The sequence below is a fragment of the Streptomyces sp. NPDC107517 genome, assembly GCF_055582645.1.
The window spans coordinates 1-24,202 of record NZ_JBVJPM010000055.1; the positions used below are offsets into that span (position 1 = coordinate 1).

A 24,202-nucleotide genomic window follows, 5' to 3' on the forward strand; every position below is an offset into this window, starting at 1 on the left:
GCTGCTCCTCCCAGGCCTTGCGGAAGGCGGCCGTGACCGAACGGGACGAGGACGCCTCGCCGGGGAGTACGGACGAGTCGATGTGCAGCAGCGTGGCCATGGGCTCTCTCCAAAGAAGCGGTGCCCTAGGCGGGGAGCCAGGGGCCGGGACTCATACCCGATGGTAGTTACATTCGAGATAGTAGCGAGTGATACTATTGCAGTGTAACGAGGGTGGTCCCGTTGAACAGACGGAGGAGGGTGACCATGGACGTCTACGAGGCGGTCACGAGTCGACGGGCGGTGCGCGGATTCACCGACCGGCCGGTCACGAGGCAGGTGCTGGAGCGTGTGCTGTCCGCAGCGTCCTGGGCGCCGTCCGGATCGAACCTCCAGCCCTGGCACTCCTTTGTGGTGACCGGCGCGCCGCTGGCCGAGCTGAAGAAGCGCGTCGACGAGCGTCTGGCCGCAGGTGACCCCTGGGACGAGCCGGAGTACGAGATGTACCCGCCCGCACTGGCGTCCCCCTACCGCGAGCGCCGGTCCGCGTTCGGTGAGCAGCGGTACGGGGCACTCGGCATTCCGCGCGAGGACATAGAGGCGCGCCAGCGGGCCGCGTCCGCGAACTGGGACTGCTTCGGCGCGCCCGCCGCCCTCTTCTGCTACATCGACCGCGACCTGGGGCGGCCCCAATGGTCCGACGTCGGGATGTATCTGCAGACCGTCATGTTGTTGCTGCGCGCCGAAGGGCTGCACAGCTGCCCGCAGATGGCCTGGGCGAAGTTTCACCGGAGCGTCGCGGAGGTCGTGTCACCCCCGGACGAACTCATGCTCTTCTGCGGCATGTCGATCGGCTTCGAGGACGTCACGGTGAGTGACGCCCGTACGGGCCGGGCGCCCCTCGACGAGACGGTCACGTTCGTCGGCGGTCCCTGACGCCGTCCATCCCCTCGACCGGGCAGGGCACCGCGGCGGTGTTCTCCGATGCCAAGCCGCCGCAGGGCTCGACGGACCGGGACGCCCCCCTGGTGTGCGTGCGGGAGCAGTTGCACCGCGCGACCGGTTCGACGGGGCGACGCACATGTCGCACCGGTTCAGTGACGGGCCGCGCCGGCCCGGCCGCTTTCGGGCGGTCCCGGGCGTGTGACGCGGGGACCGCAGCACTCGGCGCAGCCTAGGCGTCGGGCATGTCGGTGGTGTTGTACTGGTCGTGCCTGATCCGGAAGGCTTTCAACTCTTCGTGGCTGCGCTGCGAGTACTCCGCCACCTTCTCGAAGTACTCCTCCCTGGCAGCTCCCGGTGTGAAGAGCAGCAGGAACGACACCGGGTCGTCGCTGTCGTTCTGGAAGGCGTGGAGCCCGCCGGGCGGTACGTGGAGGAAGTCTCCCTCGCTGCCTGTGACCCAGCGTTCTCCGTTGTAGAGCCGGACCTCGCCGGACAGGACGTAGAAGGACTCGGAGATCGTGCGGTGGAAGTGTTCCCTGGCGCCCAGGGTCTTCGGCGCCATGTCGATCTTGTACAGGCCGAACTCGCCATTGGTGTCGTCCCGCTTGGCCACGTAGCTGATGCCGGTGCCGCCCGAGCCGGTGTCGGGCTGCCCGGGTGCAGGCCGGAACAGCGCGCTGGCCTGGCCCCTTTCGCCGAGGTAGCGGGGCTCTGGGTAGGACATGGCGACTTCCTGACGCGTGAGTGGGCGGTTCGGCCGTGCTCGGCCAGGTCATGGACGGCCCGCATCAGATTGCCCCCCAACCGCAAGAACCCTGGTTCACGCGGCGGGCCGGCCGCTGAAGTTCGACCGCGTGGGCCAAAGGGGCGGACGGGACCCAAGCTTCTGGCCGCTGCGGCCAGAGGCGGCACGAGAGGTACCCCAGCCCGACAGATGAATGACAGAGCCAGGCCGGCCACGATGGACGAGGGCGATCCCCTCGGCTACCGCCGCTGGAAGGCGGGGTGGAACCACGTGCGCAGGACGCTCTTGGCGGTGGAGAACGAGGCAGCCGAGCGTGAGGACCGCAAGCCCGTCGGACTGCCGCACATGGGGACCCACGACCTGAGCCGCTTCGCCTCCGCCGGCATCCTGTTGCGGAGGTACGCCCATCCGGGGCCGGGCGAAAAAAGACCGCACCCGGACCGTCATGGACGCCGTTCTCGGCGGCCTGCGGGCCGGGTGCGAACCGGTAGACCAGACGACCAAAGGAATCGCAGGTCAAGCGGCATGATCGAGGATCAGGCCTTCTTCGTCTCCCAGAAGATCTTGTCGATCTGGGCGATGTAGTCCAGAGCCTTCTGGCCCGTCGCCGGGTCGCTCGACGCCTTGGCGGCCGAGAGGGCCTTCAGGGTGTCGTTGACCAGCTGGCTCAGCTCCGGGTACTTCTCGAAGTGCGGGGGCTTGAAGTAGTCGCTCCACAGCACCGACACGTGGTGCTTGGCGAGCTCGGCGCGCTGCTCCTTGATGAGGATGGCGCGCGTCTGGAACTGAGGGTCGTCGTTGGCGGCCATCTTGTCCTGGACGGCCTTGACCGACTCCGCCTCGATGCGGGCCTGGGCCGGGTCGTACACGCCGCAGGGCAGGTCGCAGTGCGCGCTGGCCTTCACCTTGGGGGCAAACAGGCGGGAAAGCATGTAGCTGTCCTTCCTCGTGATCGTCTTCTCAGGTGGGACATTACTCCGTGGCAGAGGGGTTTTCTCGGGTGCCCCCATGGGCTTAGGACAAAAGTCCAGGGCGAGACTGGGACTGGTGGAGGATGGGACCGGACGACCGGCGGGCGGAACCGGGGAGGATGTCTGATGCCTGAGACGGCGACGGAGACGCGGGAGGCCAGGGTGCCGTTTCAAATCATCGAGGTGGACGGGCCGTCCATGGTGCCCACGCTGTATCCCGGCGACTGGATGCTCGTGCAGCACGGCGCGCGGGTACGGCCGGGGGACGTGGTCATCCTGCGGCACCCCTTCCAGCAGGATCTGCTCGTGGTGAAGCGGATCTCCGAGCGGCGGGAAGGGGGTTGGTGGGTGCTCGGCGACAACCCCGGTGCCGGCGGCGACAGCGAGGTGTACGGGGCGGTGCCCGACGACCTCGTGCTCGCCAAGGTGCGCGGGCGCCTGCGCCGCCGCAAGCCGTGGACGGAGGGCGAGCGTCAGCGGTCCGTCGCGGCCGTGGCCTCCTGGGCGTTCTCGGCGCTGCGGCCCGTGCTGTCCGACCGGTCCGCCTCGGCGCGTTTGCGGGCGCGGTAGGCGGCGACGTTCGCGCGGGTCGCACATCGGTCCGAGCAGTAGCGCCGGGAGCGGTTCGTCGACGTGTCCAGGTAGGCGTTGCGGCACGGCGACGCCTCGCACAGGCCGAGGCGGTCCACGCCGTACTCCGTGAGGTGGAAGGCGAGGCCCATCGCGGCGATCGCCGCGTATCCCGCTGTCGCGTTCGACGGGTGGTCCGCGAGGTGCATGTGCCACAACGGGCGGTCGTCGTCGTCCCGGTGGTCGTGTCCGGAGATCTGCGGGCTCACCGGGAACTCCAGGAGGAGTGAGTTCAGCAGGTCGACCGCGAGTGTCTCGTCGCCGCCGTCCGCGGCCTCGAAGACCGAGCGCAGGCGCGCCCGTACGCCGCGGAAGCGGGTGAGGTCGGCGTCCGTGGCGCGCCGGGCCGCCGACTGGTTGGCGCCGAACAGGTCGCGCACCGCCTCGACCGTGGTCAGGGAGTCCTTGCCACGCCCCGGCTCCTCGCTGTTGACCAGACGTACGGCGTAGTCCGAGTAATAGGCCAGTTCCACTTGTAGTCCTTACCGGGGCGGTCTATCTTCGTCGATGACGGGAGTAATGGCTGCTCTTGGTTCGAGGGTATTACGTACGGGAGGGTTCTCGATGACGGGATCTACGGAAACCGCAGGAGTCACCGCCGACTGGCGCGCCTGGCAGGACAGCTGGGACCGGCAGCAGGAGTGGTACATGCCCGACCGCGAGGAGCGGCTGCGGGTCATGCTCGACATGGTGGAGGCCTTCGCCGGGCCCACGCCGCGCGTGCTCGACCTCGCGTGCGGTACGGGAAGTATTACGGACCGTCTCCTGAGGAGGTTCCCCGGCGCCACCAGTGTCGGCGTCGACCTCGACCCCGCGCTGCTCGCCATCGCCGAGGGCACCTTCGCGAACGACGACCGCGTCACCTTCGTGACCGCCGACCTCAAGGACCCGCACTGGGCCGCGCGGCTGCCGCACACCTCGTACGACGCCGTCCTGACCGCCACCGCCCTGCACTGGCTGCACAACGAACCGCTCGCCACCCTCTACGGACAGATCGCCGGCCTCGTCCGCGACGGCGGTGTCTTCATGAACGCCGACCACATGATCGACGACACCACGCCCCGGATCAATGCCGCCGAACGCGCCCACCGTCACGCGCAGATGGACCGCGCCAAGGCCTCCGGCGCGCTCGACTGGGCCGCGTGGTGGGCCCTCGCCGCCAAGGACCCGGTACTCGCCGGCCCCACCGCCGAGCGCTTCGAGATCTACGGGGAGCACGCCGACGGTGAGACCCCGTCAGCCGACTGGCACGCCCGCACCCTGCGCGCCGCCGGGTTCGGCGAGGCCCGCCCCGTCTGGCGCTCGCCCTCCGACGCGCTGGTGCTCGCGGTCAAGTAGCCCTGCGCACAGGTGTATACGCGCATACGGGAGGGGGCGGTACGGACATGGTGTCCGTACCGCCCCCTCCTTCTGCGTACGCGGAGCTACAGCACCTTCGACAGGAAGGACTGCGTGCGCTCGTGCTGCGGGTTCGTCAGGACGTCGCGCGGGTGGCCCGACTCGACGACCACGCCGCCGTCCATGAAGACGAGGCTGTCGCCGACCTCGCGGGCGAAGCCCATCTCGTGCGTCACGACGATCATCGTCATGCCGGACTCGGCGAGGTCACGCATGACGTCGAGGACGTCGCCGACGAGCTCGGGGTCGAGGGCCGAGGTCGGCTCGTCGAAGAGCATCAGCTTCGGGTCCATGGCGAGCGCCCGGGCGATGGCGACGCGCTGCTGCTGGCCGCCGGACAGCTGCGAGGGGTAGTTCCCCGCCTTGTCGGCGAGGCCCACGCGCTCCAGGAGCTCGCCGGCCCGCTGCCGTGCCTGGGTCCGGGACTGGCGCTTGACCTGGACCGGCGCCTCCATGACGTTCTCGAGAGCCGTCAGGTGCGGGAAGAGGTTGAAGCGCTGGAACACCATGCCGATGTCCCGCCGCTTGAGCGCGACCTCGCTGTCCTTCAGCTCGTAGAGCTTGTCGCCCTTCTGCCGGTAGCCGACCAGCTCGCCGTCGACGTAGAGCCGGCCGGCGTTGATCTTCTCCAGGTGGTTGATGCACCGCAGGAACGTCGACTTGCCGGAGCCGGAGGGGCCGATGAGGCAGAAGACCTCGCCCTCCTTGACCTCCAGGTCGATGCCCTTGAGGACCTCGACGTTGCCGAAGGACTTGTGGACGCCCTCGGACTTCACCATGACGTTGGTGGTCATCACGCGGCTCCCTTCGGCCGGCCGAGCGACAGCAGGTTGGCCCGGATCTTCTGGAACGGCGTCGGAGGAAGCGAGCGGCTGGAGCCCCGGGCGTAGTAACGCTCCAGGTAGTACTGGCCGACGCTCAGGACCGACGTCATCACCAGGTACCAGGCCGCGGCCAGGAAGAACATCTCCACCGGTGCGCCGGAGTTCTGCCCGATGTCCTGGGCGTAGCGGAACAGTTCGTAGAACTGCACCGCCGACACCAGTGAGGTCGTCTTCAGCATGTTGATGACCTCGTTGCCCGTGGGCGGCACGATCACTCGCATCGCCTGCGGGATCACGATCCGGCGCAGGGTCTTGGAGTGGCTCATGCCGAGGGCGTGCGAGGCCTCCGTCTGGCCCTCGTCGACCGAGAGCAGACCGGCGCGGCAGATCTCGGCCATGTACGCGGCCTCGTTCAGGCCGAGTCCGAGCAGCGCCGTCAGGAACGGCGTCATGAACGAGGACCAGTAGTCCTTGTAGATCGGGCCGAGGTTGATGTACTCGAAGACCAGGCCCAGGTTGAACCAGACGAACAGCTGGACCAGGACCGGCGTACCGCGGAAGAACCAGATGTAGAACCAGGCGATCGACGACGTCACCGGGTTGCGCGACAGGCGCATCACGGCGAGCAGGACGCCGCCCGCCACGCCGATGACCATGGAGATCGCGGTCAGCAGCAGGGTCTGGCCGACACCCTTGAGGATGCGGCTGTCGAAGAAGTAGTCAGGGATCGCGCCCCAGTTGATCTTGCCCTGGGCGAACGCGTAGACGATCGAGACGAGGACGGCGATCGCGACGACCGCGGCCACGTAGCGGCCGTAGTGCCGGACCGGGATGGCCCTGATGGCCTCGGGTCCCGCCTTGGGCGTCGGGGCGTCCTCGGGCCCGTCCGTCTTGTCGATGTCAACAGACACGGGTGTTGCCTTTCAAACGGCTGGGTGACGAGAGGGACGCGGTCACTTGCCGCCGTTGACGGTGGCTTCCTTGACGGAGCCCGCCTCGACGCCCCACTTCGAGATGATCTTGTCGTACTCGCCGTTCTTGATGACGGCGTCGAGCGCCGCCTTCAGGGCGTCCCGCAGCTGGGTGTTGCCCTTGGCGACCGCGATGCCGTACGGGGCGGCCTCGACCTGCTCGCCGACGAGCTCGAAGTCCTTGCCGCCGCCCGCGGTCTTCACCGCGTACGCGGCGACCGGGAAGTCGGAGGAGCCGGCGTCCGCGCCGCCCGAGCGCAGCCGGGTCTGGGCCTGCTGGTCGTCGTCGAAGGACTCGATGGCGAGCTTCTTGCCGGACGGGCACTTCTTCGCCTGCGCCTTGGCCAGGTCGTGCGAGACCGTGCCGCGCTGGACGACGATCTTCTTGCCGCACAGGTCGTCCCAGGTCTTGATGCCCTGGGTCTTGCCCTTCGGCGTGTAGATCGAGACGCCCGCGTCGAAGTAGTCCACGAAGTCGACGCCCTCGCCGACCTTCTTGCCGGTGTCGGAGTCGACACCGTTCTGCCGGTCCTTGGTGTCCGTCATCGCCGACATCGCGATGTCGTAGCGCTTGGAGCGCAGACCGGTGATCAGGGTGTCGAACGTGCCGTTCTGGAACTCGAACTTCACGCCGAGCTGCTTGCCCATGGCGGCCGCGAGGTCGGGGTCGATGCCCGCCGTGTTGCCGGACTTGTCCTTGAACTCGACCGGCGCGTACGCGATGTCCGAACCGACCTTGATGACGCCCTTGTCGCGGATCTCCTTGGGGAGCTTGTCCGCGAGCGGGGCGCTCTTGGTGGAGTCGGCGGGCCCGCTCTTGTCCTTGGTCTGGTCACCGCAGCCGGACAGCAGCAGAGTGCCTGCGACCGCGATCGCGCCGACCACGGCAATCCGGGACTTCGCGGACTTCGCTGCGGTCGAACGGCGGGTGGTGCTTGCGGTCATTAGGGGTTCCTCCGGCAGGGTGAGGGAGTAGCCGATGCTGAGATCCGGCACACATCTTCGAGTGTCGCGACCTCGTGTGATTACGGCATCTTGCCATTCGGACCGGGCCATTCAGGGCCCCTGCTATGTCAAAATCGGATAACGGGTTATCCCCGCACCGCTCCCGGACCCCGACAGGCCGGTACATCGCGCCGACGGGCGAGCGAACATCTGCGGCGACACCGCTGTCCGGCCGGAAGATCTGCGGCCATGCGGGCCGTGTCTCACCATGTGAGCGACGCTCCGTCGGCTTTGAGGCCGGCTTGAGGTCCGGCCCCTAATATCCGGATCCACGGCTATGAGTCATGTCACCGCGCTGTGATCGATCACAAATGGACTCGTCCGGGATGGCGTCCGTCAGGTAAGAAGGTTCTTTACACCCCTCATCCGGGGCTCAGGGCGCGCGTGCGGCGCGCCCATCGCGTACTGACCCGTACGAGTGCAAGACACCCGACATGTGGGTCATACGCGGTGCCCGCCCGTTCCTCAACCAGGAGCGGACCCACCCTCAACTGATGATTAAGACTTAAGGGGTCATACAAGTGGCAGCGGAGATCGTCAATCCTCGCAGCGACGCCGGTTCCGGCCAGGCCAGTGCGGGCCCGGCGCATACCGGCAACGAAAGCACCGAAGAGCCCTTCGATCCGGCCTTCGCGCTGCACCGCGGCGGCAAAATGGCCGTGCAGGCCACCGTGCCGGTGCGCGACAAGGACGACCTGTCCCTGGCGTACACGCCGGGTGTTGCGAAGGTGTGCTCCGCGATCGCGGAGAATCCCGAGCTCGTCCACGACTACACGTGGAAGTCGTCCGTCGTGGCCGTCGTCACCGACGGCACCGCGGTGCTCGGCCTCGGGGACATCGGTCCCGAGGCGTCCCTCCCGGTGATGGAGGGCAAAGCGATCCTGTTCAAGCAGTTCGGCGGCGTCGACGCGGTGCCGATCGCGCTCGGCACGACCGACACGGACGAGATCATCGAGACCGTCGTCCGGCTCGCTCCCTCGTTCGGCGGTGTGAACCTCGAGGACATCTCGGCGCCGCGCTGCTTCGAGATCGAGCGCAGGCTGCAGGAGCGGCTCGACATCCCGGTCTTCCACGACGACCAGCACGGCACCGCCGTGGTCACGCTGGCGGCGCTGAAGAACGCGGCCAAGCTCAGCGGGCGCACGCTCGGCGAGCTGCGCGCCGTGATCTCGGGTGCCGGCGCGGCCGGTGTCGCCATCGCCAAGTTCCTCCTCGAGGCGGGGCTCGGCGACGTGGCGGTCGCGGACCGCAAGGGCATCGTCAGCCGGGACCGCGAGGACCTCACGGACGTCAAGCGCGAGCTGGCCGAGCTCACCAACAAGGCCAACATCACGGGTTCGCTCGAGACGGCGCTCGCCGGCGCGGACGTCTTCATCGGCGTCTCCGGCGGTACGGTCCCGGAGCCCGCGGTCGCCTCGATGGCGCCCGGCGCCTTCGTCTTCGCGATGGCCAACCCGAACCCCGAGGTTCACCCGGACGTGGCCCACAAGTACGCGGCGGTCGTCGCGACGGGGCGCTCCGACTACCCGAACCAGATCAACAACGTCCTCGCCTTCCCCGGCATCTTCGCCGGTGCCCTTCAGGTGCGGGCGTCGCGGATCACCGAGGGCATGAAGATCGCGGCGGCCGACGCGCTCGCCGACGTGGTCGGTGACGACCTGGACGCCGGGTACGTCATCCCCTCGCCGTTCGACGAGCGGGTCGCTCCCGCGGTGACCGCGGCAGTCGCCGCCGCCGCGCGCGCCGAGGGCGTCGCCCGACGCTGATCACGACGCAGGCCCCGACCGCGCCCCGTGCGCCACGGATCGACTCCGTGGGGCACGGGGCGCGGCGCGTGTCACAGCCCTACGGTGTTCCGCGCGGCTCCGCGCGGACCTAGGGTCAAGGTCATGTTCGCTGCCTACGCCGCCCGAATCGACCGTGACCAGCCGCTGAACGGCCTTGAGTTGGGGGATCGCCCCGCCCCCGAGGCCCGCCCCGGCTGGACCACCGTGAACGTCAAGGCCGCCTCCCTCAACCACCACGACCTGTGGTCCCTGCGCGGGGTCGGACTCGGTGAGGACAAGCTCCCGATGATCCTCGGCTGCGACGCCGCCGGGATCGACCAGGACGGCAACGAGGTCGTCCTGCACTCCGTCATCGGCCAGGCCGGTTACGGGGTCGGGCCCCGGGAGGGCCGGTCCATCCTCACCGAGAAGTACCAGGGCACCTTCGCCGAGCAGGTGACCGTGCCCGAGTGGAACGTACTGCCCAAGCCGAAGGAGCTCAGCTTCGAGGAGGCGGCCTGCCTGCCGACCGCATGGCTGACGGCGTACCGGATGCTGTTCACCAACGCCGGTGTGCGGCCCGGTGACTCCGTGCTCGTGCAGGGCGCCGGCGGCGGGGTCGCCACGGCCGCGATCGTCCTCGGTAAGGCGGCCGGTCTCAAGGTCTTCGCGACCAGCCGCGACGAGGCCAAGCGCAAGCGCGCCCTGGAGCTCGGCGCCGTCGAGGCCGTGGAGTCGGGTGCGCGGCTGCCGCAGCGGGTGGACGCCGTCATCGAGACGGTCGGCGCGGCCACCTGGTCGCACTCGATCAAGTCGCTCAAGCCCGGCGGCACGGTCGTCATCTCCGGCGCCACGAGCGGGGACCGCCCCTCGCACGCCGAGCTGACGCGCGTCTTCTTCCTGGAGCTGAAGATCGTCGGCTCCACGATGGGCTCGAAGGACGAGCTGGAGGACCTGCTGTCGTTCTGCGCGGCCACCGGTGTGCGTCCCGTGATCGACGAGACCCTCCCGCTGGACCGCGCCCGCGAGGGCTTCGAGCGGATGGAGGCCGGCGGCCAGTTCGGCAAGATCGTGCTGACGGTCTGACCTCGCCCGACCGTGGCAGGCCCGTGAGGGGCGAGGGGCGGCGCCCCTCGACCCTCCTCGCCGTCTGCCTCGCCGGGGGTCAGTCCTTGGGCGCCTGTAGGGAGGCCCCGATGTGCGCCGCCGCCTCCGACAACCGGCTCCTGGCCTCGCGGAGCTGATCCTCCGTCACCCCGTGGTCCCTGGCCGCGTCGCGGATGTCGTCGCGGAAGCGGTCGAGGAGGCGGTCCAGATCGCGGGCCGGGTCACCGGTCGAGTCCTCGTGGGTCCACGACGGCAGGTACTCGGCGGGGATGTCCCCATGAGTGACCCGCACCTCGGGCCCGGCGCTGTCCGAACGGGCCGCGCCGCCCGTCTCCTTGCCGAAGTACTTGCCGAAGTCGCCGAACTCCTTGGCCAGTTCGGTCAGGCCCTCCCGGACGCCCGTGGGCCAGTCGCCCTGGGCGAAGTGGTCCTGGACCTGGTCCTGCACCCGCTGCGCCAGACGCTGGACCTGCTCCTGAGCCTGCTCGCGCGCCTGCTCCTGCGCCTCCTTGGCCTGCCGGCGCGCCCGCTGGGCCTCCTCGCGGGCCCGGCGGCTCTCGTCCTTTGCGCGCCTTGCCTGCTCCTTCCACTCCTGCCGGGCACGGCGCAGCTCCTCCTTGGCCGCGCGCCACGCCTCCTTGTCCCCGAAGTCCTGGAAGTCGCCGAACGGGCTCTGCCGCTCGTTCTTGCGCGTGGTCGTGCCCGACCCGTTCCTCGCCTCCGAGGCGGCCGCCCGCATCTCGCGGCGCAGATCGCCCGCCGCGCCCCGCACGTCGTCCCGGATCTCGGCGGCGAGCTCCGCCACGGACTCGCGGATCTCCAGCTCCAGGTCGGCCAGCTCACCGCTGCGGTCGGCCAGCTCGGCGCGGCCCGCGTCGGTGATCGAGTAGACCTTTCTGCCGCCCTCCGTGGTGTGCGTGACCAGGCCTTCGGCCTCCAGCTTCGCCAGGCGCGGGTACACCGTGCCGGCCGAGGGCGCGTACAGGCCCTGGAAGCGCTCCTCCAGGAGCCTGATCACCTCGTACCCATGGCGCGGGGCCTCGTCGAGCAGCTTCAGGAGGTACAGGCGCAGGCGGCCGTGGGCGAAGACGGGAGGCATGTCAGAGCACCTTCTTGTCGGCCGGGCCGCCGGCGGCGGCGTCAGTGGCGGGGGAGTCCTCGGCGGGGCGCTGTGCGTAGTCCTCCGCCGGAGGCCGCCGCAGGAGCGCGATCGAACCGGAGACCGTCGTCGCCTTGAGCTTTCCGCGGCCCGTGCCGAGCCTGCCCGTGATGCTCTTGGCGCCCCAGTGGCCGCCGACCCGCAGATCCTCGAAGGCGTTCGACACCGTTCCGCTGGCCGTGTTCGCCTCGACCTCCGCGTCCGCGGGGTGCGGGAGGCGGATCGCGATCTCGCCCGAGACGCTCGTCAGGTTCACATCCGTCGCCCGGTCGGCCGGGTCGAGGTCCACGATCATCGAGCCGCTCACCGATTCGGCCCGCACGGAGGGGCCCGCGCCCTCGACGACGGTCAGGTCACCGGACACGGAGTTGAAGCGCAGGTCGCCCGTGACCGCCTGGGCCTCGAGATTCCCGGAGACGGTGTCCGTGCGCACGTCGCCCGCGACGCCGACCAGCGTCGTGTCACCCGTGACGCCCTTGACCTCCGTACGCCCCTGTATCCCGGAGACGACCGCGCCGGCGCCGACGACGCCGACCTCGACCCCGGTGCCCGCCGGGACCGCCAGGGACACGACCGCGCTGCGGCGCCAGCCCTTGCGGTCGAGCCACCTGAGGAAGCCCTTCCAGGGCAGGTCGTCGTACGCGACGGTCAGCACGCCGTCCGCCAGGGTCACCCGGAGCGGCGGGCCCTCGATCCCGGACACCTCCAGGCGGGCGGAACCTTCGTCTGTGCCCACGACGTTCACCGTTCCGTTGACGATGCGTACGTGGAGCGTCGTCACTGGCTCCTCGAAGGCGAGCTTGCGGGGCTCTGCCACGGACCACTCGGGCATGGTGCGACCTCCTCAGCGGGACGGTTCGGGAGCGAACGCGTTGTATCGCACCCTCGCGAGACACGATATATCGCGGTTACGGAAAGTCAAGACAGTCGCGACTGGAATCCCTCGTACTGACCATCCCGCACAGGGGCATTCGGGGGCCGAACCGCACAAACTGACCTAGCGTTGGGTCCATGCCGTCCGACGCCACCGCCGACTCCGCCGGCACCCCCGCCCCGCAGGCCCGGGCCGCGGGAGCGCTGCTGCTCTGCCGCGCCGACCCCGCCACCGTCGGCCCAGCCGCCCAGCTCCTGCGCGAACGGATGCTCCTCGCCCCGGCAGGACCCGAGTGGAGCGTGCTGGTCCCCGAGGGCACGCCCTGGCTGCACGGCGGCGAACCGGTCGACAGCGTCCTCGCGGGCTGGGCCGCGGCCCTCGCCGTCGGCGCCCCCTGGCCGGTGCTCGCCCTGTGGTGGGACGCCGAGCACAGCGGCTGCACCCTCGCCTCCGGGTTCCGCCGCCCCGTCGGCTACGTATGGCTGGCGAACGGCACGCCCGCCGGCGAGGACGAGGCCATGCGCACGTTCGCCGCGCGCCTCGGCCTCGACCCCGTCCTGGACATGCAGTCGCTGGAGGCCCTCACCCGGCCCGACAGCGCGGCGGACGCCCGCGCCCGCCTGCTCGGCCTGCTGGCGGTCCTCACGCGCGCGGGGCTGACGCTCCCGCCGGGCATGAACCCCGGCGAACCCGCCGACCGGCTGCGCGCGGTCGCGCGCGTGCAGCCCGGCGCCGAGTACATCGTGTGGTCGGGCTGGCGGGACGCCGTACGCGCGGAACTCGACGTCGTCGAGCGCAGCGCCATGGGGCCCTGGCTGCGCGGCCCCAAGGCGCGCACAGCGGCGGCGGGCCAGCTCGCCGTGGGCATCCCGCTCACCGTCTGGGGCCTGCGCCGACGCGGCGTCGGCTGGGCGGTCGCGGGCGCGCTCCTCGTCGTGCACGGCGCGCTCGGCCTCGCCTACGACCGGCTGCGCGCCTGGGACTGAGACCTGCCAGGGACCGGCTACTCGTCCTCGTCCTCGTCGTCGAGGCGCGCCAGCCACGTGGCCAGCCGCTCGACCGGCACCTCGAAGTCCGGGTTCAGATCGACGAACGTGCGCAGCTGCTCGGCGAGCCACTCGAAGGTGACCTCCTCCTCGCCGCGCCGCTTCTCCAGTTCCTCGATGCCGCGGTCGGTGAAGTACATGGGCCAGTCGCTCCTGGGGTGATACGGACGTGGGGCCCGGGACGATGTCCCGGGCCCCACAATCGTACGTACGAGGTCAGGCTGCTCAGGCCTCGAAGACCTCGCGCACCAGCTGCTCCTGCTCCGCCTGGTGACGCTTCGCCGAGCCGACCGCCGGGGACGAGCTGTGCGGCCGCGAGATGCGGCGCAGGCGCTCACCGTGCGGGACGTCGGCGCCGACCGCCAGGTCCAGGTGGTCGATCAGGTTGAGGGCGATGAAGGGCCACGCGCCCTGGTTCGCCGGCTCCTCCTGCGCCCACAGGTACTTCTCCGCGTTCGGGTACTTGGAGATCTCCGCCTGGAGCTCGGCACCCGGCAGCGGGTACAGGCGCTCGATGCGGATGATCGCCGTGTCCGTCACGCCGCGCTTCTGACGCTCGGCCTCGATGTCGTAGTAGACCTTGCCCGCGCAGAAGACGACCTTGCGGACCGCGGCCGGGTCCACCGAGCTGTCGCCGATGACGGGGCGGAAGCCGCCCTCCGTGAACTCCTCCGCCTTCGACGCGGCGGCCTTGAGGCGCAGCATCGACTTCGGCGTGAAGACCACCAGCGGCTTGTGGTGCGGGTTGTGCACCTGCCACCGCAGGAGGTGGAAGTAGTTCGACGGGAGCGTCGGCATGGCGACCGTCATGTTGTTCTGCGCGCACAGCTGGAGGAAGCGCTCCGGGCGGGCGGACGAGTGGTCCGGGCCCTGGCCCTCGTAGCCGTGCGGCAGGAGCAGCGTGACGCCGGAGGTCTGGCCCCACTTCTGCTCGGCGGCCGAGATGTACTCGTCCACCACCGTCTGCGCGCCGTTGACGAAGTCGCCGAACTGCGCCTCCCACATCACGAGCGACTCGGGACGGGCCAGCGAGTAGCCGTACTCGAAGCCCATGACCGCGTACTCGGAGAGCAGGGAGTCGTAGACGTTGTAACGCGCCTGGTCGTCCGAGAGGTACAGGAGCGGGGTGAAGTCCTCGCCCGTCTCACGGTCGATCAGGACCGCGTGCCGCTGGCCGAACGTGCCGCGGCGCGAGTCCTGGCCCGAGAGGCGCACCGGGGTGCCCTCGAGGAGCAGGGAGCCGATGGCGAGCGTCTCGCCCATGCCCCAGTCGATCGTGCCGTCCTCGATCATCGCCGCGCGGCGCTGCAGCTGCGGCAGCAGACGCGGGTGGACGGTGACGCGGTCGGGGATGTTGACCTGCGACTCGGCGATCCGCTTCACGGTCTCCTGGGAGATCGCGGTGCTGACGGCGACCGGGAACTCGGCCTGCGGGTCGGACGAGGGGGCCGCCACCGGGTGCGCCGTGGCCTCGCGGACCTCGGCGAACACCTTCTCCAGCTGGCCCTGGAAGTCCTGCAGCGCCTGCTCGGCCTCTTCGAGCGTGATGTCGCCACGGCCGATGAGGGACTCGGTGTAGAGCTTGCGCACCGAGCGCTTCTTGTCGATCAGGTCGTACATCAGCGGCTGCGTGAACGCCGGGTTGTCCGACTCGTTGTGACCGCGGCGGCGGTAGCAGATCAGGTCGATGACGACGTCCTTGTTGAACGCCTGGCGGAACTCGAAGGCCAGTCGGGCAACGCGGACGACGGCCTCGGGGTCGTCGCCGTTCACGTGGAAGATCGGCGCCTCGATCATGCGGGCCACGTCCGTGGCGTACATGGAGGAGCGCGACGACTCCGGGGCGGCGGTGAAGCCGACCTGGTTGTTGATGACGATGTGGACCGTGCCGCCCGTGCGGTAGCCGCGCAGCTGCGACATGTTGAGCGTCTCGGCGACCACACCCTGGCCCGCGAAGGCCGCGTCACCGTGCAGGGCGACCGGCAGGACCGTGAAGTCCGTGCCGCCCTTGTTGATGATGTCCTGCTTGGCGCGGACGATGCCCTCGATGACCGGGTCGACCGTCTCCAGGTGGGACGGGTTGGCCGCGAGCGAGACCTTGATCTGCTCGCCGTCCAGGCCGGTGAAGGTGCCCTCGGCGCCCAGGTGGTACTTCACGTCGCCGGAGCCGTGCATCGACTTCGGGTCGAGGTTGCCCTCGAACTCGCGGAAGATCTGCGCGTACGACTTGCCGACGATGTTCGCCAGGACGTTCAGACGGCCGCGGTGGGCCATGCCGATGACGACCTCGTCCAGGCGCGACTCGGCGGCGGAGTCGATGACCGCGTCGAGCAGCGGGATGACGGACTCGCCGCCCTCCAGGGAGAAGCGCTTCTGGCCGACGTACTTCGTCTGCAGGAACGTCTCGAACGCCTCTGCCGCGTTCAGCCGGCGCAGGATGCGCAGCTGCTCCTCGCGCTCCGGCTTGGTGTGCGGGCGCTCGACGCGGTCCTGGAGCCACTTGCGCTGCTTCGGGTCCTGGATGTGCATGTACTCGATGCCGGTGGTGCGGCAGTACGAGTCGCGCAGGACGCCGAGGATGTCGCGCAGCTTCATCATCGACTTGCCGGCGAAGCCGCCGACCGCGAACTCGCGCTCCAGGTCCCACAGGGTGAGGCCGTGCTCGGCGATGTCCAGGTCGGGGTGCTTGCGCTGGCGGTACTCCAGCGGGTCGGTGTCGGCCATGACGTGGCCGCGGACCCGGAAGGAGTGGATCAGCTCGAAGACGCGGGCGGCCTTCGTGACGTCGTCGTCGTGCGAGGCGTCGATGTCCTTGAACCAGCGGACCGGCTCGTAGGGGATGCGCAGCGCCTTGAAGATCTCGTCGTAGAACTCGCCCTCACCGAGGAGGAAGTTCGCCACGACGCGCAGGAACTCGCCGGAGGCGGCGCCCTGGATGACCCGGTGGTCGTAGGTCGACGTGAGCGTCATGACCTTCGAGATGCCGAGCTTGTTCAGGGTGTCCTGGGACGTGCCCTGGAACTCCGCCGGGTAGTCCATCGAGCCGACGCCCATGATGACCGACTGTCCGGGCATCAGGCGCGGCACGGAGTGGACGGTGCCGAGGCCGCCGGGGTTGGTCAGCGAGACCGTGACACCGGTGAAGTCGTCCATGCCGAGCTTGCCGTCGCGGGCGCGGCGGACGATGTCCTCGTAGGCCTGCCAGAACTCGAAGAAGTTCAGCGTCTCGGCCTTCTTGATGCCCGCGACGACCAGCTGGCGGTCGCCGTTGGGCTTCACCAGGTCGATGGCGAGGCCGAAGTTCACGTGCTCCGGCTTGACCAGCGTCGGCTTGCCGTCCTTCTCCGCGAAGGAGTAGTTCATCGACGGCATGGCCTTGATGGCCTGCACCATCGCGTAGCCGATGAGGTGGGTGAAGGAGATCTTCCCGCCCCGGGCGCGCTTCAGGTGGTTGTTGATGACGATGCGGTTGTCGAAGAGCAGCTTCACCGGGACCGCGCGCACGGACGTCGCCGTGGGGACCTCGATGGAGGCGTTCATGTTCTTCGCGACGGCGGCGCTCGGGCCGCGCAGCGTCACGAACTCGGGGCCGGCAGCGGCCTCGGTCGCGGGCTGGGCCTTGGCCGGAGCCGGGGCCTTCACTGCTGCTGCGGCGGCCGGCTTCGCGGGCGCCGCGGCGGCGGGCTTGGCCACCGGGGCGGCCGGAGCTGCCTTCGCCGGAGCCGCGGCCGGAGCCGGAGCGGCGGCCGGGGCTGCCGGTGCGGCGGGCGCCGCGGCAGTGCCCGCAGCCCCCGCGGCTGCGGTACCGGCGGTGCCGACGGGACCGGAACCCTGTGCGGGGGCTCCGGTCGTCGGCTGGGCCGGGGCACCCGGCTTGTAGTCGGCGAAGAAGTCCCACCAGGCTCGGTCAACCGAATTCGGGTCCTGGAGGTACTGCTGATAGATCTCGTCGACGAGCCACTCATTGGGACCGAACGCGGCGGCAGGGCTCTTGCCCTGCCCCGCTTGGTCGGTCGAGGTGCTCGAGTTACTGGGGGACTGTGGCGACACGGCGGTAACCGCCCTCTTCCGCTTCTCACAAGGTGATGGACAGCGGGAATAAAGGCTACGCCTCCAACACCGGGACTTGCAGACCGGGCCGGTCATCCGTCGCGTAAGTCACACCGGAAGCCGTGTTTCGGCGCTGGAAATGGCGGGAAACAAGCGGGGTTCCGGTTCACCTTGGGTACGTCCTTGTACGAGTGCGGCCCATCGGCCCGCACCCCGTGACGAATGACACGGCGATCTTGTGCTTCCGGTTCGAACCCTACGTCAACTTTGAGCGCGCGGCAGGCCCGGAAGAGTGACCTGGATCCGGCAGCCGCGAGCCGATTCGGCCACGCCGATCCGGCCGCCGTGCAGGTCCACGGCCCATCGGGCGATGGCGAGGCCGAGACCGGTGCCGCCGTCGCTGCCGGGGCCGTGCGCGGCGCCCTTCACATGGCCGCCCCGGTTGAAGCGCTCGAAGACGCGGTGCCACTCGGAGCGGGGGATGCCGGGACCCTCGTCGAGGACCTCCAGGTCGAGCGACTCCGGGTAGAGACCGCGCCGCGCGAGCACGGTCACGCGACCGTGCGGAGGGCTGTGTTTCACGGCGTTGTCGATGAGGTTGGCCACCACCTGGTGGATCCGCTCGGGGTCCGCGTGCGCGGTCAGCTCGGGTGGGGACACATCCAGGTGCAGATGCACGTCCGTACGGGTGTGGGTGCCGGAGCCCGAGGCGATGCCGGCGCGCTGCGAGGCGACCATGTTGGCCTCCTTCAGGACGCCCGACAGATACGGCCACACCTCGAAACGGCGGGCCTTGAGCGGGACCACGCCGTTGTCGAGCCGGGAGAGGTCGAGCAGTGTCTCGACCAGCCGGCCCAGACGCTCCGTCTGCTTCAGCGCCGTGCGCATGGTCTCGGGGTCGGCGGCCGAGACCCCGTCCACGACGTTCTCCAGGACGGCGCGCAGGCCCGCGATCGGGGTGCGCAGCTCGTGCGAGACGTTCGCCACGAGCTCCTTGCGCTGCTGGTCCTGGGCCTCCAGGTCGTCGGCCATGCGGTTGATGGTCGCGGCCAGGTCGCCCAGCTCGTCGCGCCGGTCGGCGCCACGGACCCGGCGCGTGTAGTCGCCGTGCGCGATGGAGCGGGCGACCGTGTTCATCTCGTCGAGCGGCGCGGTCAGCGAGTGGGCCACGAACTGGGTGATGAGGAGCGTCGCGATCACCGAGAAGACCGTGATGAAGCGGAGCTCGGTCTGGGTGCGGACGGCGACCATCAGCAGTCCGGTCGTGATGAACACCGAGACGACGACCAGCGTGCCGAGCTTGGTCTTGATGGAGAACGGCCGCAGACCGCCCTGCACCCAGTGGCCCGCGAGGGGCCGGGCGGCCGGGGGAGTGCCGGGCACAAGGCCCGGCGGCCCCGGCTCGTACCCGTCCGCGTCCCGTACGTCGGATGCGCCGCCGCTGCCGGTCATGGCGTCGGTGTCTCCAGCGCGTAGCCCACACCGTGGACGGTGCGGATCCGCTCGGCGCCGATCTTCCGGCGCAGCGCCTTGATGTGGCTGTCGACGGTCCGGGTGCCCGACGCGTCCGCCCAGTCCCACACCTCGGCGAGCAGCTGCTCGCGCGAGAGGACGGCGCGGGGCGTGTTGGCCAGGCAGACCAGGAGGTCGAACTCCGTGGGCGTCAGATGGACGTCCTCGGAGCGCACCCGCACCCGGCGCTGTGCGTGGTCGATCTCCAGCTCGCCGAGCCGCAGGATGCCGCTCCTGGGCGTGGCCGCCGCGAGCGCCGCGCGCTCGACCCTCCGCAGCAGGACGTGCACGCGCGCCGCGAGCTCCCGCATCGAGAAGGGCTTCGTCATGTAGTCGTCGGCACCCACGCCGAGCCCGACGAGCATGTCCGTCTCGTCGTCGCGCGCCGTGAGCATCATCACCGGTACCGGCCGCTGCGCCTGTACACGGCGGCAGACCTCGAGGCCGTCGAATCCGGGCAGCATGATGTCGAGGATCAGCAGGTCGGGCTGCCATGCCTCGGCCGTGTCGACCGCCGCCGGACCGTCCTGTGCGGTTTGCACGAGGAATCCCTCGGCGCGCAGCCGTGCGGCGATGGCGTCGACGATCGTGGGGTCGTCCTCGACGACCAGGACCCGTCGCTGGGCACCCGGCGTAGCCGTGTTGCCGTTGTGGGAGGTGTGTGTCTGCTCCATCGCCCCGCCCCTGAATGCGCACATCCGTGTGCGCTTGACGCTTGAATGATCTGGGTTTCGGCAGTCAGCGTACGGGGAGTTACCGCGAGTCGGCTACGCAGGCCTGACCCCGAGATGTACGACGTCGGGAACGCCACGGACAACCGGGATCTCTTTGGTGCGGACCGACTGGAATCCGGCATTCCGCAAGGTTCCTTCAAAATTTGCGGACGGCTGTGCGGACCACACGGCGAGCACGCCGCCAGGGGCGAGCCGCTCCCGGCAGGCCGCGAGACCTACCGGTGAGTAGAGGTTGTCATTACCCTCCGTCACCGTCCAGTCGGGTCCGTTGTCGATATCGAGGCACAGCGCGTCGTAGGTCTCGGTCGATTCCTGGACGTACGAGACAAGGTCCGCCTCCACAATCTCCGTGCGCGGATCGGCGAGCGCGGACCGTGACAGTTCGGACAGCGGGCCCTCGCGATGCCAGTCGACGATCGCCGGCTCGCGCTCGACGACGGCGATGCGGCCCCAGCGGGAATTCGCAGCCGCGTGCGTGAGGGAGAATCCGACACCGAGTCCGCCGATGAGAACTTCTGGCGCCGGGCGGTCGTCGAGAGCGTCGAGCGCCGCGTCGACCAGAAGGCGCTCGGAGCGCCCGTCGGACGTGTCCATCAGGAAGCATCCGTTGGCGATGATCTGGAGCAGCGCGCCGTGGCGCCGCAGTACGACCTCTCCGAAGGGCCCTTCGCGCCGGTCGAGGACGACGGGGGCGGTGTGGCCGGTGTCGTACGGGATGGGGTACGAGGTGGACATGGCGTCCATCCTGCCGCAACCGGCGCGACGCCTGGCCGTCCCTGGAAACGGAGTTGGCGGCGTTCCTGTACGGGTCCTGTGGGTCGTGGCGCGCGTGGCGCCGGTCTTGGACGGTGCGGATGCGAGGGCGAAGGGTTGGGGCGGGCCGGAAGGGGAAGGGTGCCGCAGGTGGAGCGTGGTGTGACGGTCGAGGCCGAGGCCGACAGGGCGGATGTTTCTTCGGAGGCGCTGCCTGAGACTTCGCTGCCCGTATCGCGGCACCTGCTCGACGCCATCCCGGCTCAGGCGCCGGGCAGCGGTGCGGCGCCTGAGGCGACCCGTGAGCGCACGGCGCCCGAGACCGCCGCCCCCCTGCGCCGGCTGCGCCCCTGGCGGCTGTTGCCCACGCCCACGGGGACGCCGTTCACGTTCGTCTACGCCGCCGTGCTCATCGGCACGTCCCTCTTCGCGCTGTTCGCCGACCCCGCCGTCGTCGCGTCCGCCCTGCGGGGTTCCAGTACCGACGTGGCGCACCTCGCGCACACGCCCGTGTTCGTGCTGGTCGCGAGCGCGCTGTGGATCGCCGGCGGGATCACCTCCCCGTTCGCGGTCTGCTTCCTGGTCGTCCTCACGGCGCTGGAGCGCAGGATCGGCGGCTGGTGCACCGCCGGTGTCTTCGTCCTCGGCCACACTGTGGCGACGCTCGCCACCGAGGTGCCGGTCGGGCTCTCCGTGATGGCCGGGCATCTGCCCGAGAGCTCGCTGCACCGCCTCGACTACGGCATCAGCTTCGGCGTGGCCGCGAGCATCGGCGCCCTCGCCGGCCTCCTCACGCCCTGGCTGCGCTGGACCGTGCTCGCCGTCTTCGGCGGAATGCTGGTCGAGGACCTCATCGCGTTCACGGACCCGATGGCGAACTGGGGCCACCTCATGGCCCTGGCCATCGGCATCGGGACCTGGCCGCTGGTGCGCCGGTGGCGGCGCGCGCCGGGAGCCTCCGCGACCTGACGCGGTCCCCCGGCCGGACCAAGGCCGTACACGTCACACACCCCCTCTGAGCTGCGGATTTTCCCTGCCCGTCCGCTGATCGCCGAGAGCGAACAGCGTCGGGGGAACATTCGCGGGCTCACGTGCATTGAGTCTCCATAGCTCAACTTGACTGCTTAAGGGGAGATCATGGCATCGACGTCCACACCGCTCACCCTGCCCGTGCTGCCGCTCGACGACGAGGTCGTGCTGCCCGGAATGGTGGTGCCCCTGGACCTCAACGACAACGACGTGCGCGCCGCGGTGGAGGCCGCCCAGGCGGCGGCCCGGTCCAGCGGATCCGTGGGCGGCAGCAAGCCGAAGGTGCTTCTTGTTCCCCGGATCGACGGCACGTACGCGAACACCGGCGTGCTCGGGACCGTCGAGCAGGTGGGCCGGCTCGCCGACGGCGACCCCGGCGCCCTGATCCGCGGCCGCAGCCGGGTGCGGATCGGCGCGGGCACGACCGGCCCCGGCGCCGCCCTGTGGGTGGAGGGCCTCGCGGTCGAGGAGACCGTGCCGGAGCCGCTGCCCGGCTCCGTGACCGAGCTGGTCACCGAGTACAAGGCACTCGCCACGAACTGGCTGAAGAAGCGCGGCGCCTGGCAGGTCGTGGACCGTGTCCAGCAGATCGACGACGTCTCCGCGCTCGCCGACAACTCCGGCTACTCGCCCTTCCTGAGCACCCCGCAGAAGGTGGAGCTCCTGGAGACGGCCGACCCGGTCGCCCGGCTCAAGCTGGCCACCGAGCAGCTGCGCGAGCACCTCGCCGAGCAGGACGTGGCCGAGTCCATCGCCAAGGACGTCCAGGAAGGCGTCGACAAGCAGCAGCGGGAGTTCCTGCTGCGGCGCCAGCTCGACGCAGTACGTAAGGAGCTGCGCGAGCTGAACGGTGAGTCGGAGGGCGAGGAGTCCGACGACTACCGCACGCGGGTCGAGGCCGCCGACCTCCCGGAGAAGGTCCGCGAGGCCGCCCTCAAGGAGGTCGAGAAGCTGGAGCGGTCCAGCGATCAGTCCCCCGAGGGCTCGTGGATCCGCACCTGGCTCGACACGGTCCTCGAACTGCCGTGGAACGAGCGAACCGATGACAGCTCTTCCGCGTACGACATCCAGGGCGCCCGGAGCGTCCTCGACGCCGAGCACTCGGGCCTGGAGGACGTGAAGGAGCGCATCACCGAGTACCTGGCCGTGCGCAAGCGGCGTTCCGAGCGCGGGCTCGGCGTCGTCGGCGGGCGCAGGGGCGGCGCGGTGCTCGCGCTCGTCGGCCCGCCCGGCGTCGGCAAGACCTCGCTCGGCGAGTCCGTGGCGCACGCCATGGGCCGCAAGTTCGTCCGCGTCGCCCTCGGTGGCGTACGGGACGAGGCGGAGATCCGCGGACACCGGCGTACGTACGTGGGTGCCCTGCCGGGCCGCATCGTGCGGGCGATCAAGGAGGCCGGGTCGATGAACCCGGTCGTGCTGCTCGACGAGATCGACAAGGTGGGGTCCGACTTCCGGGGCGACCCGGCGGCCGCCCTGCTCGAAGTTCTCGACCCGGCGCAGAACCACACGTTCCGCGACCACTACCTGGAGGTCGAACTGGACCTCAGCGACGTCGTGTTCCTCGCGACGGCGAACGTCCTGGAGGCCATCCCGGAGGCCCTGCTCGACCGGATGGAGCTGGTCAGGCTCGACGGGTACACCGAGGACGAGAAGGTCGTCATCGCCCGCGATCACCTGCTCCCGCGTCAGCTGGAGCGGGCCGGTCTGGACACGGACGAGGTCACCCTCGACGAGAGCGCGCTGCGCAAGCTCGCCGGGGAGTACACGCGGGAAGCCGGCGTACGCAACCTGGAGCGGTCCGTCGCACGCCTGCTGCGCAAGGTCGCGGCCCAGCACGAACTGGGCGAGCGCGAGCTGCCGTTCACGGTCACGGACACCGACCTGAGGAGCCTCATCGGGCGTCCGCACCACGTGCCCGAGGCGGCGCAGGACCCGGCCGAGCGCCGTACGGCGGTGCCGGGCGTGGCCACCGGACTCGCGGTCACCGGAGCGGGCGGCGACGTCCTCTACGTGGAGGCGTCCCTCGCCGACCCGGAGACGGGCGCGGCCGGTCTGACCCTGACCGGTCAGCTCGGTGACGTGATGAAGGAGTCCGCGCAGATCGCGCTCTCCTTCCTGCGCTCGCACGGCGCCGAACTGGAGCTGCCCGTCGCCGATCTGAAGGACCGGGGCGTGCACATCCACTTCCCGGCGGGCGCGGTGCCGAAGGACGGCCCGAGCGCGGGTGTCACCATGACGACCGCTCTCGCGTCGCTGCTCAGCGGGCGCCAGGTCCGTACGGATGTGGCGATGACCGGTGAGGTGTCGCTGACCGGCCGGGTGCTGCCGATCGGTGGCGTCAAGCAGAAGCTGCTCGCCGCGCACCGGGCCGGGATCACGACGGTCGTCATCCCGAAGCGGAACGAGGCGGACCTGGACGACGTCCCCGCCGAGGTCCTGGAGAAGCTGGACGTGCACCCGGTGACGGATGTGCGGCAGGTTCTCGAACTGGCGCTGGCGCCGGCCGCGGTGGAGGTTCCGGTGGCGGCGTGACGGACGCTGCCGGATGACGAAGGCCCGAGTCCCCTTGGGGGCTCGGGCCTTCCGCGTGTGGCCGGTGCGGACAGGCCCTAGTAGGACTCCGTTAGGTCTTCCTCTCGGTCCTTTTCGGGAGCATGTTGAGTGTGTGGACACACACGAAGTGAACCGTGCTCGGGTGAAGTTG

Annotated in this window: 21 protein-coding genes and 1 pseudogene; 8 read left to right on the top strand and 14 right to left on the bottom strand. The window is 69.9% G+C overall.

Annotation, left to right across the window (positions count from 1 at the left end):
* Positions 1–100 (bottom strand): annotated as a pseudogene (locus tag ACZ67T_RS44025) (FMN-dependent NADH-azoreductase); the annotation flags it as partial.
* A gap of 146 nt (positions 101–246) precedes the next feature.
* On the opposite strand from ACZ67T_RS44025, the gene ACZ67T_RS44030 reads away from it, so the two are divergent.
* A complete protein-coding gene (locus ACZ67T_RS44030) occupies positions 247–915 on the top strand; it encodes a nitroreductase (protein ID WP_469992423.1) in 669 nt (222 codons plus the stop codon).
* Between the two features lie 238 nt (positions 916–1,153).
* Here ACZ67T_RS44030 and ACZ67T_RS44035 read toward each other — a convergent pair whose 3' ends face one another.
* Both ACZ67T_RS44035 and sodN read right to left on the bottom strand, forming a co-directional pair.
* On the bottom strand, positions 1,154–1,648 hold the full coding sequence (locus ACZ67T_RS44035) for a cupin domain-containing protein (protein WP_469992424.1): 495 nt from the start codon (positions 1,646–1,648) through the stop codon (positions 1,154–1,156).
* Positions 1,649–2,205: 557 nt separating this feature from the next.
* On the bottom strand, positions 2,206–2,601 hold the full coding sequence (sodN, locus tag ACZ67T_RS44040; protein ID WP_356282509.1) for a superoxide dismutase, Ni: 396 nt from the start codon (positions 2,599–2,601) through the stop codon (positions 2,206–2,208).
* A gap of 165 nt (positions 2,602–2,766) precedes the next feature.
* On the opposite strand from sodN, the gene sodX reads away from it, so the two are divergent.
* Entirely contained in the window at positions 2,767–3,210 is a 444-nt protein-coding gene (gene sodX / locus ACZ67T_RS44045) for a nickel-type superoxide dismutase maturation protease (RefSeq protein WP_469992426.1), read from the top strand.
* On the opposite strand, the gene ACZ67T_RS44050 is transcribed toward sodX, so the two are convergent.
* Positions 3,114–3,743: a CGNR zinc finger domain-containing protein gene (locus ACZ67T_RS44050; protein WP_383095561.1), complete on the bottom strand. Its 630-nt coding sequence runs from the start codon at positions 3,741–3,743 to the stop codon at positions 3,114–3,116. The genes sodX and ACZ67T_RS44050 overlap by 97 nt on opposite strands.
* A 91-nt stretch (positions 3,744–3,834) precedes the next feature.
* On the opposite strand from ACZ67T_RS44050, the gene ACZ67T_RS44055 reads away from it, so the two are divergent.
* Complete coding sequence (locus tag ACZ67T_RS44055) at positions 3,835–4,608, top strand: class I SAM-dependent methyltransferase (protein WP_469992428.1); 774 nt, start codon at positions 3,835–3,837, stop codon at positions 4,606–4,608.
* An 86-nt stretch (positions 4,609–4,694) separates the two neighbouring features.
* Here ACZ67T_RS44055 and ACZ67T_RS44060 read toward each other — a convergent pair whose 3' ends face one another.
* From ACZ67T_RS44060 to ACZ67T_RS44070, 3 genes are read right to left on the bottom strand one after another with little or no spacing between them, the layout of a single operon-like run.
* On the bottom strand, positions 4,695–5,447 hold the full coding sequence (locus ACZ67T_RS44060; protein ID WP_469992450.1) for an amino acid ABC transporter ATP-binding protein: 753 nt from the start codon (positions 5,445–5,447) through the stop codon (positions 4,695–4,697).
* A 14-nt stretch (positions 5,448–5,461) separates the two neighbouring features.
* On the bottom strand, positions 5,462–6,403 hold the full coding sequence (locus ACZ67T_RS44065; protein ID WP_469992430.1) for an amino acid ABC transporter permease: 942 nt from the start codon (positions 6,401–6,403) through the stop codon (positions 5,462–5,464).
* 42 nt (positions 6,404–6,445) lie between these two features.
* Positions 6,446–7,408 carry an ABC transporter substrate-binding protein gene (locus ACZ67T_RS44070; RefSeq protein WP_469992432.1) on the bottom strand — a complete coding sequence of 321 codons (963 nt, stop codon included), beginning with the start codon at positions 7,406–7,408 and terminating at the stop codon, positions 6,446–6,448.
* Between the two features lie 581 nt (positions 7,409–7,989).
* Here ACZ67T_RS44070 and ACZ67T_RS44075 point away from each other — a divergent pair.
* Together ACZ67T_RS44075 and ACZ67T_RS44080 are read left to right on the top strand one after the other, a co-directional pair.
* Entirely contained in the window at positions 7,990–9,234 is a 1,245-nt protein-coding gene (locus ACZ67T_RS44075; RefSeq protein WP_454404890.1) for an NAD(P)-dependent malic enzyme, read from the top strand.
* A gap of 123 nt (positions 9,235–9,357) precedes the next feature.
* Entirely contained in the window at positions 9,358–10,320 is a 963-nt protein-coding gene (locus ACZ67T_RS44080) for a zinc-binding dehydrogenase (protein WP_100595910.1), read from the top strand.
* Between the two features lie 79 nt (positions 10,321–10,399).
* Here the strand turns inward: ACZ67T_RS44080 and ACZ67T_RS44085 are convergent, their stop codons facing one another.
* Together ACZ67T_RS44085 and ACZ67T_RS44090 are read right to left on the bottom strand one after the other, a co-directional pair.
* Entirely contained in the window at positions 10,400–11,440 is a 1,041-nt protein-coding gene (locus ACZ67T_RS44085) for a PadR family transcriptional regulator (RefSeq protein ID WP_469992434.1), read from the bottom strand.
* A 1-nt stretch (position 11,441) separates the two neighbouring features.
* On the bottom strand, positions 11,442–12,332 hold the full coding sequence (locus ACZ67T_RS44090; protein ID WP_469992436.1) for a DUF4097 family beta strand repeat-containing protein: 891 nt from the start codon (positions 12,330–12,332) through the stop codon (positions 11,442–11,444).
* 179 nt (positions 12,333–12,511) lie between these two features.
* Here ACZ67T_RS44090 and ACZ67T_RS44095 point away from each other — a divergent pair, with 179 nt between their 5' ends.
* The gene (locus ACZ67T_RS44095) at positions 12,512–13,360 is read left to right on the top strand and encodes a hypothetical protein (protein WP_469992438.1); all 849 of its coding nucleotides are present in this window, start codon (positions 12,512–12,514) and stop codon (positions 13,358–13,360) included.
* A gap of 17 nt (positions 13,361–13,377) precedes the next feature.
* Here the strand turns inward: ACZ67T_RS44095 and ACZ67T_RS44100 are convergent, their stop codons facing one another.
* From ACZ67T_RS44100 to ACZ67T_RS44120, 5 genes are all read right to left on the bottom strand, one after another.
* Positions 13,378–13,560, bottom strand: a complete 183-nt coding sequence (locus ACZ67T_RS44100; protein ID WP_003961784.1) for a DUF6104 family protein — start codon at positions 13,558–13,560, stop codon at positions 13,378–13,380.
* A gap of 85 nt (positions 13,561–13,645) precedes the next feature.
* Positions 13,646–17,470 (bottom strand): multifunctional oxoglutarate decarboxylase/oxoglutarate dehydrogenase thiamine pyrophosphate-binding subunit/dihydrolipoyllysine-residue succinyltransferase subunit, encoded by a 3,825-nt coding sequence (locus ACZ67T_RS44105; RefSeq protein ID WP_469992440.1) that lies wholly within the window; start codon positions 17,468–17,470, stop codon positions 13,646–13,648.
* Positions 17,471–17,731: 261 nt separating this feature from the next.
* Positions 17,732–18,922, bottom strand: coding sequence for a HAMP domain-containing sensor histidine kinase (locus ACZ67T_RS44110; RefSeq protein ID WP_469992442.1), 1,191 nt, complete (start codon positions 18,920–18,922; stop codon positions 17,732–17,734).
* Positions 18,919–19,656, bottom strand: a complete 738-nt coding sequence (locus ACZ67T_RS44115; RefSeq protein WP_406104072.1) for a response regulator transcription factor — start codon at positions 19,654–19,656, stop codon at positions 18,919–18,921. The genes ACZ67T_RS44110 and ACZ67T_RS44115 overlap by 4 nt, the downstream gene beginning before the upstream one ends.
* A 93-nt stretch (positions 19,657–19,749) precedes the next feature.
* On the bottom strand, positions 19,750–20,451 hold the full coding sequence (locus ACZ67T_RS44120; protein WP_469992444.1) for a spermidine synthase family protein: 702 nt from the start codon (positions 20,449–20,451) through the stop codon (positions 19,750–19,752).
* A gap of 168 nt (positions 20,452–20,619) precedes the next feature.
* Here ACZ67T_RS44120 and ACZ67T_RS44125 point away from each other — a divergent pair, with 168 nt between their 5' ends.
* Together ACZ67T_RS44125 and lon are read left to right on the top strand one after the other, a co-directional pair.
* Entirely contained in the window at positions 20,620–21,438 is an 819-nt protein-coding gene (locus ACZ67T_RS44125; RefSeq protein ID WP_469992446.1) for a rhomboid-like protein, read from the top strand.
* Positions 21,439–21,606: 168 nt separating this feature from the next.
* The gene (gene lon / locus ACZ67T_RS44130) at positions 21,607–24,030 is read left to right on the top strand and encodes an endopeptidase La (protein ID WP_469992448.1); all 2,424 of its coding nucleotides are present in this window, start codon (positions 21,607–21,609) and stop codon (positions 24,028–24,030) included.
* Positions 24,031–24,202 lie beyond the last annotated feature (172 nt).

Excerpts from the sequence above, each read along its gene's own strand:
- sodN (WP_356282509.1), bottom strand. The coding sequence starts at position 2,601 with ATGCTTTCCCGCCTGTTTGCCCCCAAGGTGAAGGCCAGCGCGCACTGC.
- ACZ67T_RS44080 (WP_100595910.1), top strand. The coding sequence starts at position 9,358 with ATGTTCGCTGCCTACGCCGCCCGAATCGACCGTGACCAGCCGCTGAAC.
- ACZ67T_RS44055 (WP_469992428.1), top strand. The coding sequence starts at position 3,835 with ATGACGGGATCTACGGAAACCGCAGGAGTCACCGCCGACTGGCGCGCC.
- ACZ67T_RS44110 (WP_469992442.1), bottom strand. The coding sequence starts at position 18,922 with ATGACCGGCAGCGGCGGCGCATCCGACGTACGGGACGCGGACGGGTAC.
- ACZ67T_RS44060 (WP_469992450.1), bottom strand. The coding sequence starts at position 5,447 with ATGGTGAAGTCCGAGGGCGTCCACAAGTCCTTCGGCAACGTCGAGGTC.
- ACZ67T_RS44095 (WP_469992438.1), top strand. The coding sequence starts at position 12,512 with ATGCCGTCCGACGCCACCGCCGACTCCGCCGGCACCCCCGCCCCGCAG.
- ACZ67T_RS44115 (WP_406104072.1), bottom strand. The coding sequence starts at position 19,656 with ATGGAGCAGACACACACCTCCCACAACGGCAACACGGCTACGCCGGGT.
- ACZ67T_RS44035 (WP_469992424.1), bottom strand. The coding sequence starts at position 1,648 with ATGTCCTACCCAGAGCCCCGCTACCTCGGCGAAAGGGGCCAGGCCAGC.
- sodX (WP_469992426.1), top strand. The coding sequence starts at position 2,767 with ATGCCTGAGACGGCGACGGAGACGCGGGAGGCCAGGGTGCCGTTTCAA.
- ACZ67T_RS44085 (WP_469992434.1), bottom strand. The coding sequence starts at position 11,440 with ATGCCTCCCGTCTTCGCCCACGGCCGCCTGCGCCTGTACCTCCTGAAG.
- lon (WP_469992448.1), top strand. The coding sequence starts at position 21,607 with ATGGCATCGACGTCCACACCGCTCACCCTGCCCGTGCTGCCGCTCGAC.
- ACZ67T_RS44030 (WP_469992423.1), top strand. The coding sequence starts at position 247 with ATGGACGTCTACGAGGCGGTCACGAGTCGACGGGCGGTGCGCGGATTC.
- ACZ67T_RS44120 (WP_469992444.1), bottom strand. The coding sequence starts at position 20,451 with ATGTCCACCTCGTACCCCATCCCGTACGACACCGGCCACACCGCCCCC.
- ACZ67T_RS44100 (WP_003961784.1), bottom strand. The coding sequence starts at position 13,560 with ATGTACTTCACCGACCGCGGCATCGAGGAACTGGAGAAGCGGCGCGGC.
- ACZ67T_RS44090 (WP_469992436.1), bottom strand. The coding sequence starts at position 12,332 with ATGCCCGAGTGGTCCGTGGCAGAGCCCCGCAAGCTCGCCTTCGAGGAG.
- ACZ67T_RS44070 (WP_469992432.1), bottom strand. The coding sequence starts at position 7,408 with ATGACCGCAAGCACCACCCGCCGTTCGACCGCAGCGAAGTCCGCGAAG.